The organism is Sulfuriroseicoccus oceanibius (genome assembly GCF_010681825.2).
In the GTDB taxonomy this organism is placed as follows: Bacteria; Verrucomicrobiota; Verrucomicrobiia; order Verrucomicrobiales; family SLCJ01; genus Sulfuriroseicoccus; species Sulfuriroseicoccus oceanibius.
In genome coordinates this window covers 3,259,609-3,272,934 of the sequence record NZ_CP066776.1, presented here as the reverse complement: position 1 = coordinate 3,272,934, position 13,326 = coordinate 3,259,609, and the positions used below count along the sequence as shown (strand labels likewise).

General features: G+C 60.0%; 7 protein-coding genes. 3 read left to right on the top strand and 4 right to left on the bottom strand.

Annotated elements, in window-relative coordinates; all coding sequences use genetic code 11:
- Nucleotides 1–41: 41 nt before the first annotated feature.
- The 3 genes from G3M56_RS13230 to G3M56_RS13220 all read left to right on the top strand — a co-directional run bounded on the left by G3M56_RS13230 (nt 42) and on the right by G3M56_RS13220 (nt 3,471).
- The gene (locus G3M56_RS13230; protein WP_164364613.1) at nt 42–1,178 is read left to right on the top strand and encodes an NAD(P)/FAD-dependent oxidoreductase; all 1,137 of its coding nucleotides are present in this window, start codon (nt 42–44) and stop codon (nt 1,176–1,178) included.
- Entirely contained in the window at nt 1,175–1,792 is a 618-nt protein-coding gene (gene mnmM, locus G3M56_RS13225; RefSeq protein WP_164364611.1) for a tRNA 5-(aminomethyl)-2-thiouridylate-methyltransferase MnmM, read from the top strand. Before G3M56_RS13230 ends, mnmM begins: the two co-directional genes overlap by 4 nt.
- A gap of 470 nt (nt 1,793–2,262) precedes the next feature.
- Entirely contained in the window at nt 2,263–3,471 is a 1,209-nt protein-coding gene (locus G3M56_RS13220; RefSeq protein WP_235203458.1) for an IS256 family transposase, read from the top strand.
- Between the two features lie 325 nt (nt 3,472–3,796).
- Here G3M56_RS13220 and ndk read toward each other — a convergent pair whose 3' ends face one another.
- The 4 genes from ndk to G3M56_RS13200 all read right to left on the bottom strand — a co-directional run bounded on the left by ndk (nt 3,797) and on the right by G3M56_RS13200 (nt 13,011).
- On the bottom strand, nt 3,797–4,222 hold the full coding sequence (gene ndk, locus G3M56_RS13215) for a nucleoside-diphosphate kinase (protein ID WP_164365230.1): 426 nt from the start codon (nt 4,220–4,222) through the stop codon (nt 3,797–3,799).
- An 86-nt stretch (nt 4,223–4,308) separates the two neighbouring features.
- Nucleotides 4,309–6,309: a sulfatase-like hydrolase/transferase gene (locus G3M56_RS13210; protein WP_164365231.1), complete on the bottom strand. Its 2,001-nt coding sequence runs from the start codon at nt 6,307–6,309 to the stop codon at nt 4,309–4,311.
- Nucleotides 6,310–6,423: 114 nt separating this feature from the next.
- Nucleotides 6,424–8,739 (bottom strand): glycoside hydrolase family 2 protein, encoded by a 2,316-nt coding sequence (locus G3M56_RS13205; RefSeq protein ID WP_164365232.1) that lies wholly within the window; start codon nt 8,737–8,739, stop codon nt 6,424–6,426.
- A 183-nt stretch (nt 8,740–8,922) separates the two neighbouring features.
- Entirely contained in the window at nt 8,923–13,011 is a 4,089-nt protein-coding gene (locus G3M56_RS13200) for an Ig-like domain-containing protein (RefSeq protein WP_164365233.1), read from the bottom strand.
- Between the last annotated feature and the right edge of the window lie 315 nt (nt 13,012–13,326).

Sequence of the window (13,326 nt, the reverse complement as noted above, 5' to 3'; positions counted from 1 at the left end):
GTTTTTGGCGTTGGGGGGAGTGATGGTGCAGGGTGTGGTCTATGTCTGATGATTGCTCCGAGCTGATGAATGAGGGTGCGCCGCGCGTGTTGGTGGTGGGACTTGGGGTGGCGGGATCGACGCTGGCGTGGCAGTTGATGTGGCGTGGGGCGGATGTTTGGGTGGTGGATCCGGCGGCGGAGCGGACGACATCGCGGGCGGCGGCTGGGCTGATTACGCCGATCACCGGGAAGGGAATGGCGTTGTCGTGGCGGTTTGGCGAGCTGTGGTCGGAGGGGGAGGCGTTTTACCAGCGCTTGAGGGAGGCTACGGGACGGCAGGTTTTCCACGGGTGCCCGACGGTGCGGGTGTTTGTGAGTGAGGCAGAGGCGCGGAAGTTTCAGCGGAGGATGGAGGGCGGTGGGGAGTATTTGGATTTCGTAGACTCTGTGTTTTCTGCGGGCGAGGTGCCGGCTGCGATGCAGGGGGCTGCCGTAGCTGCGCCGTTCGGTGGGTTTGTGATGAAGGGCGGGGGCTGGGTGGATACCGCGGCATTACTCGATGTGACGCGGGCAGAGCTCGATGCGCGTGGGCGGTTTGTGTGCGGTGTGCTTGATGAGCGCGAGCTGGAAGTGAGGGAGGACGGGGTGGTTTGGAATGCGCGTCGATACGATGCGGTGGTTTTCTGCCAAGGGGCTGAGGGAAGGAACAACGCGTTGTTTGCGGGGCACGTGGCGTTTCGTCCGGCGAAGGGTGAGTTTTTGACGCTCGGGTTGAAGGAGACCACGCTCGAGAACCTAGGGTCGGTGGTGAACCGACAAGGGACGTGGATTTGTCCGCGGGGGGATGGGTCGGCGAGGTCTGGATCGACCTATGATTTCGAGTGTTTTGACCACGAGCCGACCTCCGGGGGACGGGCGGCGATTGTTTCGAAGTTGGAGCAGTTTTTGGAGTCGGTTCCGCAGGTCATTGGTGCGTCTGCCGGGGTGCGACCGGTGATCCGTCAGAGCCAGCCGGTAGCCGGGTTCCATCCGGGGTATGGGCGTCGGGTAGGGTTTTTCAATGGATTGGGAAGCAAGGGATGTTCGGTGGGGCCTTGGGCGGCGGGGCTGATGGCAGAGTCGGTGGTACGAGGTGGGGCGTTGCCGGACGAGCTTGACCTGGCGGGAGTTTGGTCCGATGAAGCGCAACCATCATGAGTGAGACGAATCAGAGCAGTTCTTTTGGAGGCGGTCGGTTTCCGCGCGCAGTGAAAGTGTGCCACGAGGTTTTGGCGTCGAGGATAGCCGAGGGGGATGTGGTGGTGGATGCGACGGCGGGAAATGGTCACGACACGTTGGCTCTGGCGAAGCTGGTGGGCGACAGCGGGCGCGTGGTGGCAATTGATATCCAGCAAGCGGCGGTGGATGCGACGCGGATGCGCTGCGCGGAGCACGGCGTGGACGGTCGGGTTGAGTTGCACTGTGGCTCGCACGATGGGTTGGCGGAGATTCTCGACGGTCGTGAGGTGTCGGCGGTGGTTTTCAACCTGGGCTATTTGCCGGGTGGGGATAAGGAGGTGATTACTCACAGTGATTCTACAATGGTCGCGCTTGAGGCGGCGCTGGCGGCATTGAAGGTGGGTGGTGTGTTGGTAGTTGTTTGTTATCCCGGGCACGATGGTGGTAGGCAGGAAGCTGAGGTGGTCGAGCGATGGGCCGCGGAGCTGGATGAACGGATGTATTTGGCGGTGAGTTATCGGATGATGAACCAGCGCAAGCGTCCGCCGTTTGTGGTGGCGGTGGAAAAACGGGCCACAGATGGGCGCGGATGAGCACAGATGGTGGGATGAGGATCCGGAAGGATGGGGAGTGGGGGATTGATTGCTCCTTGTCTTTATCCTCTTCGTTATCTTTATCGGCGCCTGGCGATGTTGGGGGGCGTGGGGTTTTGCTGAGTCGTACAGGCGGCAGGAATGCCGTCCGGCCGTGTGGGGAAGTGCGGCTGCGCCGGTGGGTGGGGCTACTGCAGGAGTGCCGTAGGTCCAGCGGGGAATGGTGGAGCTACGGGGGGCGATGGAGCGACCACACTTTTGTGGTCGAGGGGGCGGCGGTGTTTGACGGAGTCGCACCGACGGTAGGAATGCAGTCCGGCTGGGGCTGTGCACTGTGGTGAAAGTGCGGCTGGGCCGATGGTATTGCTGCCGAGCTGGATCTCAGCGGGTAGTGTGCCAAAGCTTCTGCAAAAAGGGTCATGATGATTGATTAGGTTTTTAACAAAACAAGAACCCCTAATCGTCACACCATGACCCCACGACCAGATAAGACCACAACGCCGCAGTTGAAAAGTATTCTTGCCGAGCAGGAAGATTTTCTGAGGCCCTTGGTTCAGAAATTGATGCAGGAGATGCTCGAAGAAGAAATGAACGAGACACTCCAGGCGGTAAAATCAGAACGCAGCGACAGACGCCGAGGTTATCGCAGCGGCAGTTATCAACGCAGTCTCCTGACACGGGTAGGAAGGATCGAGCTGCGCGTTCCTCAAGATCGCGACGGACTCTTCAGCACCGAGATCTTCGATCGCTATCAACGCAGCGAGAAGGCTTTGGTAAGCACCCTGATCGAAATGTACGTGCAGGGCGTCTCGACACGTAAAGTCGCGCAGATCACCGAGGAGCTCTGTGGTCACCGAGTTAGCGCCAGTGTGGTAAGCAGGCTGAACAAAACGTTGGATGAAGAGCTTGAGAACTTCGCCCGACGCAAGCTCAGCCATGCCTATCCCTATCTCATCCTGGATGCCCGGTACGAAAAGGTTCGGGAGAACGGCGTGGTGCGCAGCCAGGCTGTGTTGATCGCCATTGGCATCACTTGGGATGGGCGACGGGAGGTCCTTGCGACCGAGCTCGATCAAAGGGAAAGCGGAAGCAGCTGGAAGAACTTCCTACTTCAACTCAAGCAACGCGGACTGACGGGTGTTGAGTTCTGCGTGACTGATAACCATGCCGGCCTGCGACGAGCTATCAGCGAAGTGCTTCCCGAGGCGCTATGGCAACGCTGCTACGTCCACTTCCTTCGCAACGCTCTTGATCATCTACCTCGCAAGCATGACGACGACTGCTGCACTGAGCTGCGCTGGATCTATGACCGTCGAGACATCAATGAAGCGCGTCAGGATCTGCGGGCATGGTTGGCGAAGTGGGGAGGCAAATACCACAAGCTCTGTGACTGGGTCGAAAGTGAGATCGAAGAAACGCTTACCTTTTATCGACTTCCCAGAGAGCATCACAAGCATCTCAAAAGTACGAATATGCTCGAGCGACTCAATGAGGAGATTAAGCGTCGTACGCACATTATCCGAACCTTCCCCAACAAGGCTGCAGCCCAACGTTTAATCCGGGCTGTCACGCATCAAGTCCATGAGCAGTGGATCGATCAACACCGCTACCTGAACATGGATCACCTCAAAGAAGCCCAAAAGCTCAGCCTTACTTCAAATCAAACGTCCGCAGCCTGATCATCATCCTTCAAAGCCCTTTTTGCAGAACTTGACGTACATAACCTCTCAGCGTTCCAGACTGTCGGGCTGTGGTGGGGGAGGAAGTGCGGCTGCGCCGGTGGGTGGGGCTACGGCAGGAGTGCCGTAGGTCCAGCGGGGAATGGTGGACGAGCGGGTTGCGATGGAGCGACCTCACTCTTGTGGTCTACGTAACCTTGGTGGCCTTTGTGGTCGATGACGATGTGCGGATCCGTGACTCACGGGGAGTAGGCACAAAAAAAATCGGCCGGGCGCCTGGTGGGGCGTCCGGCCGATCGAAACTGGTAAAATCTGTGGCGCTGGATTAGCGGGCGAAGATTTCGCCTTCGCCGAAGAAGCGCTTGAGCTCAGCGGCAGCGGTCTCAGGAGAGTCCGATGCGTGGCAGACATTGGTCATCATGTCGGTGCCGAAGTCGCCGCGGATGGTGCCGGCAGGAGCTTTGGTCGAGTCGGTTGGTCCAAGCAGGTCGCGGACCTTGGCGATGACGTCTTCGCCTTCGAGGGCGAGAGCGATCACTGGAGTCTGCTGCATGAAGGCAACGATCTCAGGGAAGAATGGCTTGTCGGCGACGTGGGCGTAGTGCTCGGCGAGGATTTCGTCGCTGAGGGTCATCATTTTGATGCCGCGGACGGTGAAGCCTGCGTCTTCGTAGCGCTGGAGTACCTTGCCGACGAGGTTCTTCTCAACGGCGTCAGGTTTGAAAAGGATAAGTGTGGTTTCTTTTGCCATAACGTCTTGACTGGTAGTCGGGAAGAAGTGGCGCGCAAGAGCTATTCGAAAAATCTTGGGGGAATTGCTTTGCGGGGCGACACCTATCACTCAGCTTCGTGTTTCCAGGCGCTGAGTGGGATGGATTTCCCATCCATTCCCGGGCCGTTGCAGGTGATCTCAAGTGAGGCATTACCGCCATTGTGGGTGGTGGCGATGCGCACCGGGTGGAGTCCTTTGGCGAGGCGCAGGGATTGTGATGTGACGGCCTTGCCGGGCTCGTGGTGGAAGTCGTTGTCGACGGCGTGGAAGTCGTGGATCCAGAGCATGCTCGGGCCGGAGGACTTGAGTGAGAATGTGTACTCACCGTCCTGCGGGATTTCGATCAATCCGGAGAACTCGAAGCCGAAGTCGCGTGTCCATTTCACCTGGTCCAGCGATGGGGCGGGAGCGATGCCGGTCTTGACGGGCTCGAGGGTGGAAAACTGCGGCACCCATGGCCACTCGCCGCGGAAGGCAGCGAAGTGAACGCCAGGCTTTGTGCTCCCAACCTCGACGGCAGGGATGAGTCCCTGCAGGTACGGGCGTGGGTAGTCGCCATTGATGCGGACCTGCATCACTTTGTCCTTCATGCGCTGCTGGAGTTGCGGCATTTCAGCGGCGAGGTCGGTGGTTTCGCCTGGGTCGGTATCGACGTTGTAGATGCGGAATGGCTGGCTGTGGTTTTGCACATTGTAGCGCACGCCTTTGTAATTCTTGCCGTCGGTGTGGGTGAGCATGATCGACTGCATCTGGCCGCGCTGTGCGCCGCGGTGGGATGGGTGGAACTGCTCATAGCCAGGGGTTGCACCGCCGACCGCGTATTCGAAGTAGAGGTAGCCTTTGTCCTGTTGTTCGCCTTTGCCAGTGAGCTCGGGAACCAGCGAGACACCATTGGTCCAGGCGGGCGGGGTGAGGCCTGCGGCATCGGCGAAGGTAGGTAGCCAGTCCCAGAATGCGGACGGGCGGGTGGATGGTTGGTTGGCCGGGATGTGCTGTGGCCACCAGGCGATGGTTGGGACGCGGATGCCGCCTTCCCAGTGGTCGCGCTTGATGCCGTCGAGTTCGCCGAACGATTCAAAGAGTTGCGGGCGGTAGGCGACGCCGAGGTTGCCTGCTCCGGCTTCGTCGTGTGTGCCGTTGTCCGATGTGAAGACGACGAGTGTGTTGTCGGCGATATTGAGGTCACGCAGGGTGGCGAGCAAATCGCCCATGCACTGGTCGATGCGGCGGACCATGGTGGCGTGGCGTTTGGCGGCCGGGTTGGTGAGCGCGGTGTAGTCCGGGTGGATGAAAGAATCGTTGGTGCCGGAGTTTGTGTTGAGCGGCCATTTCAGTCCGCCCTTGAGTCCGAGGCCCTCGGGGAATGGCTGGGTCGGTACCTGGAGCTGGGCGTGAGGGGTGTCGAGCGCGAGGTAGAGGAAGAAGGGATCGGTGCCGGCCTTGCGTTGGTCGATGATGAACTTCTTGGCCCGCGCGGTGAACAAATCGGTGGTGTAGGCGTGGTCGAGCCCACGGGTGACGGGCTTTTTCTGCTCCATCACGGTGCCGCCATTGAGCGGGTAGTGCTGGTGACCATGGAGGTGCTCCATGTAGCCGTAGAAGTAGTCGAACCCACGGTCATTCGGGTGGGCGGTGTAAGGAGGCTTGCGGCCGCCGACACCCCATTTGCCGATGACTGCGGTGGTGTAACCTGCTTGTTTCAGAACGGTTGCCAGCGTGTGGTTGTCCGCGATGGGTTTATCGAAGTCGTTGTTGCGGATGTTGGCGTGGCCTTGGTCGCGGCCTTGGATGAGTGACCCACGGGCGGGGGCGCAGACGGGAGCGCTGGTGTAATGGCGGGTCATCAACGCCCCTTGTTCCGCCATTTGGTCGAGGTGTGGTGTGTTGATGAATGGTTGCTCGCCTTCATCGATGACTCGGTTGCCGTTGGTGTCCCGTTTGTGCTGGTGGAGCGAGTAGAGGTCTCCGTAGCCGAGGTCGTCTACCAGGACGAGGATGATGTTGGGCTTTTCGGCTGCGTGGAGGCAGGCGGCGGTGGCGAGGAAGAGAACGAGACGTTTGAGCATGACGGAAAGGGCTTGCTACCAGATGAGCTTTGGCCCCCATGGTATTACAGGTTATGTAAATGGGAAGGCCAGGCTGTGGCTTGTGCAGATTGGTGGGGCACTCGCGCTAAGTGACTACTTGGCAGTCTGGATTTCGGTAGCGGTTTCCACGATGCCTTCGGCACTGGCGGTGACACGAACCGAACCTGCGTGAGGGTTGGCTCGGACCAGCACGCCCTGGGTTCCGGCCTCTGCTGTGACTGTGGATGGTCCAACGACCTGCCCGCCCTGGACGTCAAAGCGGATGGTGTGGTTGGCGGTTGGGACTACGGTTCCCTTCGCGTCGACGACCGAGGCGTAGACGAAGACAAAGTCATTGCCATCGGCGACCAGAGGTTTACCGCTTTCGTCGACTTGAAGTGCTAGTGAGGCAGGCTCACCCGGAGTGTTGACGCGATGTTCGGCAACGGGTTTGCCGTCGATGTGTCCGACGAAGCGCAGCTCGCCTGGCGTGAACTGACCAAAGTCGAAGGTAAACGGCGGGTGGTTGAGGTGGGTGCTGAACTGATCGTCATCCGGCGTTTGGGTGGCGACTTTTTTGCCATTGAGGTAGGCAGTCACCGATTCACAGTTGGAGAAAACGCGCACATGCGGGCTGGAATCCGTTTGCCAGTAGGTCGCGGCGAAGACCATCGGGCCGGATGAGAAGCGATCGCTTGCTTCATGCGCCGGGCGCTGGCTGCGGTAGAAGTAGTAGGCAAACTTGGGCAGGCGCATCAGATCCATCACACCGGACGAGCAGTGGTCGTTGGCGTAGCCTCGGTTGTAGTCGAACATCAACCAATTGGCATCGCCGATGATCGACTTGCCACGCAGGTTCTGGTTGTGTGACTCCTGATAGTTCAGGGCTTGTTGGAGCAGACGTTTTTCGCCGTGTTTGCGCAGTTGGCGGCTGGTGGACTCCTCCTTTTTGAGTTCCTTCGACCCGTGCTGGTTGAAGTTGGCAGCGGCTTGGGCGTAGTACTCCCAATCGCCGTACTCCGCGGTGAATGCAGGTTTCCCGTTGTTCTCCCAATCGTCCCAGAACTTCGGGCCTTTGCCGTGTTGGCGTGCCGGGAGGAAGACGTCATGCGGGCCGTCCTTCCACGATCCGCTGAAGCTCTGGTCACCTGGGTATTCTTCGTCGACGATCGCGTGTTGTTGGGCGAGGAATTCGCTTGGTACGTGGGTTTCGTTGAGGCTGATTTCCCAAAGTACGACGCTTGGGTGGTTGCGGTCGCGGCGGATGAGGTCGCGTCCTTCCTGCAGCGAGTGTTTGGCGAATTCACCATCCTTGAAGAATTGCCACCCTGTGATGCAGTTGATGGTCATCAGTCCGAGTTCGTCGCAGGCGCGCATGAAGGCAGGAGACTGAGGGTAGTGGGAGATGCGTACGATATCGAAGCCGGCTTCTTTGATCTTCACCGCGTCGCGGTACTGGGCCTCGTCAGAGGCTGCGTATCCGATGTAGGGAAACTCCTGGTGGCGGTTGGTTCCGCGTTGGAAGAAGTTTTTGCCATTAAGGACAAAGCCATCGGCAGAGTAGGAGATCGTGCGGACGCCGATCTTTTGGGTCTCCTCGTGGACGACGGATTGGTCGTCGGCGAGGAGCTGGGTTTTCAGGGTGTAGAGGTTGGGGGCTTGCGGTGACCAGAGCAGCGGGTTTTCGAGCTGGAGCTGTTGGGTGACGTGTTGGTCGGACTCAGGGGCCAGAGTGAGAGCATCGCTACGGCTGCCTGTGAGACGTTGGCCGTCGAGCCACAGGCTTTGGTCGACCTGCAGCGTGCGGTTTTCGGCGTGATCATTGACCACGTGCGTCTTGATCTGAATGGTAGCGGATTCGGTGCTAACCTCGGGGTAGGTGACGAAGATGCCGCCGCCTGCGGGCTGATTGGCGGCGATGGCATTGCTGATGTGCAGCTTGTCTGTGACAACGAGGTGGACATTGCGGTAGATTCCGCTGAACCAGGCAAAGTCGAGCGTGCGGTAGGATTTGCCCGGCGGGTAGTCTGGGTTTTCCCGGTTGTCGAGCGTGACTTCGAGCAGGTTTTTGCCTGGTTGGAGGTGGTCGGTAAGTTCTACTTCGAAGCCGATGTACCCGCCGATGTGTTTGTCTAGCTCCTTGCCATTGAGCGAGACGGTGGCAATCCCCATGGCACCTTCGAATTGGAGTGCAACTCGCTTGCCCTGCCACTCTGGCTTGAACTCAAAGCTCTTGCGGTAGCGGCATTCACCCATCCACATGTCATTGGAAATGTAAGGTTCCAGGTGGGCTGTGTGTGGGAGAGTCACGTGCTGCCATTGAGTCGCTTCGTCTCCTTTTTGGAACTCCCAATATTCGTTGAATTGGGAGCCAGCGAATGCAGATAGAACCGAACTGGCGGCGATAGCTACGTAGGTGAGTGGGTTCATTTTCAGAGGCGATCGGTTGAGAATTGTTGCGGCCCTCGGTGGAGGGATGTGATGCGCGCAGCTTGACGTTTGGCTGAGTGCGGATCTATCACCAAATTACAGGTGTTTTCTAAGGTGTGCGTTGCACCGAAAAAAAATACGCCCGCCTCCGGGGGGGAGACGGGCGTATCGGCGGGGATTCGTTTATGGCAAGTCCGTCTCGAGACGGTAGAAACGATGGGTCGTGGTGGCGGACGGGTCGCTGACGCGCATGGTGCTGCCATTGCCTCTGGCGGGTGTGTGCAGTGGCTGCCAGCTGTCGGTGGCCAGAGTGTCGCTGAAGAAGACGGTGTAGCGGCGGTTGGCGGATGAGCCGAACTCCAACTGCGGCGTGCCCGAGCTGAGGTCGAGGCGGAAGCGTGGGGCGGAGTTGGCGTCGTTCGGCCGGGTGTCGTTGGCGAACTCATCAAGGTTGGTCACGCCGTCGCCATCGGTATCCGCATTGGCGTCGTTGATCGATGGGTCGAGGCCGTTGGCGGCTTCCCATGCGTCGGTGATGCCGTCGTTGTCGCCGTCGTACTCCGCGTTGTGAACGAGAGAGATATCGTCGAACCCGACCCAGGACGCGCTGTTGGCGAGTGTTGAGAAACGGATGGCGATACGTTTTCCGGCGTCGGCGGCATTGGCGGTGTAGACCACGGATGGGCCGGCGGATTTTGAAGTGATGTTCAATCCATTGATCGTGCCAGTTCGGGAGGCGAGCGGAGTGAAGGTGGATCCGCTCAGTGTGCCGATTTGTACTTCATAGATCAGCGATCCATTGGCACTGGCTGCGCGGGCTGCGTTCCACTTCAGCTCATAGGTCTGGTGGGCTGCGAAGGTGCCAGCGGTTTCGTTGGTGATGGTGAATGGGGCGCCTGATGCCGTTGAAATGACCGTTTTGGTAGCGCCGTTGCCGGTCGCGTAGATGCGCGAGTCATTCACTGACTTGGTCCATCCGTTGTTGATGGCGGTGCCGGTGGCGCGCTCGAAATCGTCGCTGAAGAGCATGTGCAGACTTGAGCTGACTTCGATGTTCAGTGTGGCGGAGGCGCTGAGGCCGGTGCTGTCGGTTGCGCGCACGGTGAATGTGTTGGTGCCGGCGTCATCAATGCCCGGCATTCCTTCGATTGCCCCGTCCGCGGCGATGGTAAGCCAAGCTGGGCCATCGACCTTGGAGAAGGTCAAGCTGTCGTCGTGATCCGGGTCGGTTGCGTTGGCTGCGATGGTTGCCGAGTAGGGGGCGCGGGCGGTGGCCTGGCGCGCTACTACCGGGTTGCTGAGCCAAACCGGGGCTTCCGGTTGGTCGGTGACATCGATGGTCAACGTGGCGACCACCGGGGTGGTGAGCCTGTCGGTGACGGCGACTTGCCACGTGTTGGTGCCGATGTCGGCGATACGTGGCGTGCCGCTGAGGGTGCCGTCATTGGCGACGGTCAGCCACTCCGGTCCGCTGACTTTGGTGAAGGTGAGGGTGTCGTTGTCGGCGTCCGATGCCAACGATGCGAGAGAGCCGGAGACGGCCGAGTTTTCCTCGGTGTCGCTGAACTGGATGGCGGACGTTGTCCAGGTTGGGGCGGTGCCGACCGGGCTTGAGGTGCGGATGCGGACGTTGTCGTACTGTGTCCAGCCACTTGGGCTGAGGATGCGCAGTGCGAGTTTTTGGCCGTTGACCGATGGAGCGACGGTGTGTTGCATGGTGATGGTCGGCCATTTGCCGGAGCCGATCGGGTCGCCACCTGATCCATCGGTTTCGCTGAGCACGGTGTAGGTTGCGCCGTTTTTCGCCAGCAGTTGGATTTTGCGAGCGTTGTCCAGGTTGGTGTCGACGTGGAAGGTGAGGGTTTCGCCGCCGGTGAGGGTGTGGTTGGTGTCTTGTGACAGAGTTGTGCCACGGGCGAGCGAGACGAACTGAGTGCCGTGCGTGCCGCCTGGAACCACATCCACCAACGATCCGGCAGCAGCCGCCCAGCCGATCGGAGTGACAAGCCCCTGAGGGCCTTCTTCAAAGCTGTGGTTTGCGATTGAGAGGAGTGATTCGCCGTTGCGGGTGAACTGCCAAACCTCGCCAGTGACGGTGGCGGTGGCATTTTCTGTGTCTACCCGCCAGAAGTACGTGGTTTTGGCGTTGGTGGGCGGGTTGCTGAACGTTGGGGTTGTGACGCTGCCGAGGTACTCCGGTGAGGTGGATGTGGCGTTGGCCACGGCGTCGCGGTCGGTGCCGAGGTAGACGTGGTAACGGATGGCTCCCGCAGGCGCGGACCAGCTCAGATCGGTCGGAGGAACGCCCCACGCCTGATGGAATGGAGATGGGTTCGAGGCACCGCCACCGGAGGCGATTGTCGCAAGCTGGGCGGCATCCAGAGTGTCCTCGTAGATGCGCACGTCATCGATGCTGCCGAGGAACATACGGGTGTTGGCATCGCGTCCGTCGATGCCGATTTCGAGGTGGCCGAAGTCCGCCGGATCGTGGGTGGTCGTGTGGCTGGCCGACTGAAGCCCGGAGCCGCTGTCCATGTGGATGGTGGCTTGATTGGGTTCCAAGACGAGTGCGACGAATGTCCAGACGCCGAGGGGTGGCGTGAGTCCGGAGTTCCAGTTGGACTTGTCGTTGTTCCAGGAGTAGCGGAGTTCGCGGTCGGGGCCCAAGTGGAGGCCGGAGCCGGAATTCGTGTCGATGATGATACCTGCCCTCGCGTTTTGGTTTGGGGCGGATTTGATCCACGCGGTGAGGGTGACGGTGTTGCTATTGATGTCGAGGTCGTTGGTGCGGATACGCTGGAAGCTTCCGCTAAGATTAATGGCGTTGCCGTACTTACCAGGTGCGGATGCATTGGTGAAGTTGGTGTTCATGGTCAGGCCGGAATTGCCGAATGGGGATGCGTCTGCGGCGGTGTCGCCGGAGGTTTCGTCCAGAGGGAAGTGGAGCTTGAGCGAGGATTCCGGAGCGGCCAGTTTGACCACTACTGCGCCGGTAGCGGTTCTGCCGGTGGAGTCTTCGATGGTGTAGAGGAACCAGTCGGAGCCAGTGGCGTAGCCATTCGGCGCGGTGTAGGTGAGGCGGTCGCCGTTGCGGGTGATGGTGCCGCCCCGGTTGGATTTGGAATGGAATGAGGTGAGCGTGATGGCTTGGCCGTTGGCATCGTGGTCGTTGGCGAGCACGTCGATGTCGAGCGAGATGTCGCGTGGTTGGTCGAACGTCAGTGTGTCAAGGCTGGCGTATGGTGGGAGCTCGACGTCGGAGAACGTGCCTTCGTCGTCGAGGATGCCGCCGAGTGCGATGCGGGAGTCGCGGTGGTTGAGAACGATGAAGAGTTCAGGACCGCTGAAGCGCCCTGGCTGGTTGCCTCCCATGAGTCCGGTGCCTTCCGGGTTACCGCCGACACTGTGGAGGGAGCCCCAGTTGTGGCCGATTTCGTGGCGCAGGACGACGTCAAAGATACCGGAGCCGCTTTGGTTCACCGAGTAGCGGTTGGTTTGGCCGACATTTCCGACCATGGCGAGGCCGCCGCCGATCTTGGTCGGGGAGATGCCGGCGACGAGGTCCGGGTTGGTGGTGCTGAGGTGGTTGGCCTGCCATTCGTCACGAACCTTGTTGAGGTAGACGGCTTGGTTGAGCCCGGTGTAGGGGTCGTGGTCGAGGGATGCGCGGATGACGACGCGACCAAGGTACGGGCGCAACAGGGCGTCGCGCATGTAAATGGCGCGCATCAGGCCGACTGAGAGTTCGATGGTCTCGAACGCAGAGGCGTGGTTGCTGCCTGCCTCGAGGAAGTAGTTGTAGTCGACGTCGATGGCGAGTTCGTAGCCGTAGGTCGTGGTGCCTGCCTGGCCGGCGCTGACGGTTGGTGTGGTGGAAAACTTGAAGTTAGTGAACGTCCCGTAGTCTCCAGCGCGGACGTAGCGGACCTTGTTGTCGTCGGTGAAGAATGTGACCCCACGGTCGAAGTAGATCGCGCCGGCGAAGGTGCCGTTGTCTTTGAGGATGCCGCACGAAACCGCGCCGGGGTAGCCGTCGACGGAACCAAGATACGAACGCTCCTCGACGACGGAAATGGTGTCGTAACCGCCGCTCGCATTCTGGGAGAGGAGTTCGAAGTTTTCGCTCCTCAGGTCCACGCGCTGCAGCTGCATGGTGTAGGTTTTGCCTTCGTGGGTAACCTCCTGGGTGAAGGTTTGAGGTGCGGCGACCGCCCAGGTCACGAGGGTGAGGAACAGGGCCAGAAGCGCGCTCGGCGCAAGGGTGCGTGGCATCTTGGTTTTTTTGGGGTTGTTGTCGGCACCGCTGGGGGAGGCGGACGCGCGGGGAGTATCTGTGCTTTTGACGGCGTCGCGAACGCTTCCCGCTTGGCTTTTCGCTTAGATCGTTCCCGATAGGAAAGCTGCACGAAAAGTACCGGACTAAAACACGTGGAGCCGTGGAATGGGAGGACGTCGCGTATCCGCTTGAGGGGGAGGGATGCAGGCTTTTCGGTGGGGCTAGAGTTGGTATGACGGTGCCGCGCCGACGGCAGGAATGCCGTCCCACCAGCGCTTAGCATCCTGGTGTCGCCGGTGGAGGGCAGTCTG

Coding starts and splice junctions, on each gene's coding strand:
- G3M56_RS13220 (WP_235203458.1), top strand. CDS start 2,263: ATGACCCCACGACCAGATAAGACCACAACGCCGCAGTTGAAAAGTATT.
- G3M56_RS13205 (WP_164365232.1), bottom strand. CDS start 8,739: ATGAACCCACTCACCTACGTAGCTATCGCCGCCAGTTCGGTTCTATCT.
- G3M56_RS13200 (WP_164365233.1), bottom strand. CDS start 13,011: ATGCCACGCACCCTTGCGCCGAGCGCGCTTCTGGCCCTGTTCCTCACC.
- mnmM (WP_164364611.1), top strand. CDS start 1,175: ATGAGTGAGACGAATCAGAGCAGTTCTTTTGGAGGCGGTCGGTTTCCG.
- G3M56_RS13230 (WP_164364613.1), top strand. CDS start 42: ATGTCTGATGATTGCTCCGAGCTGATGAATGAGGGTGCGCCGCGCGTG.
- G3M56_RS13210 (WP_164365231.1), bottom strand. CDS start 6,309: ATGCTCAAACGTCTCGTTCTCTTCCTCGCCACCGCCGCCTGCCTCCAC.
- ndk (WP_164365230.1), bottom strand. CDS start 4,222: ATGGCAAAAGAAACCACACTTATCCTTTTCAAACCTGACGCCGTTGAG.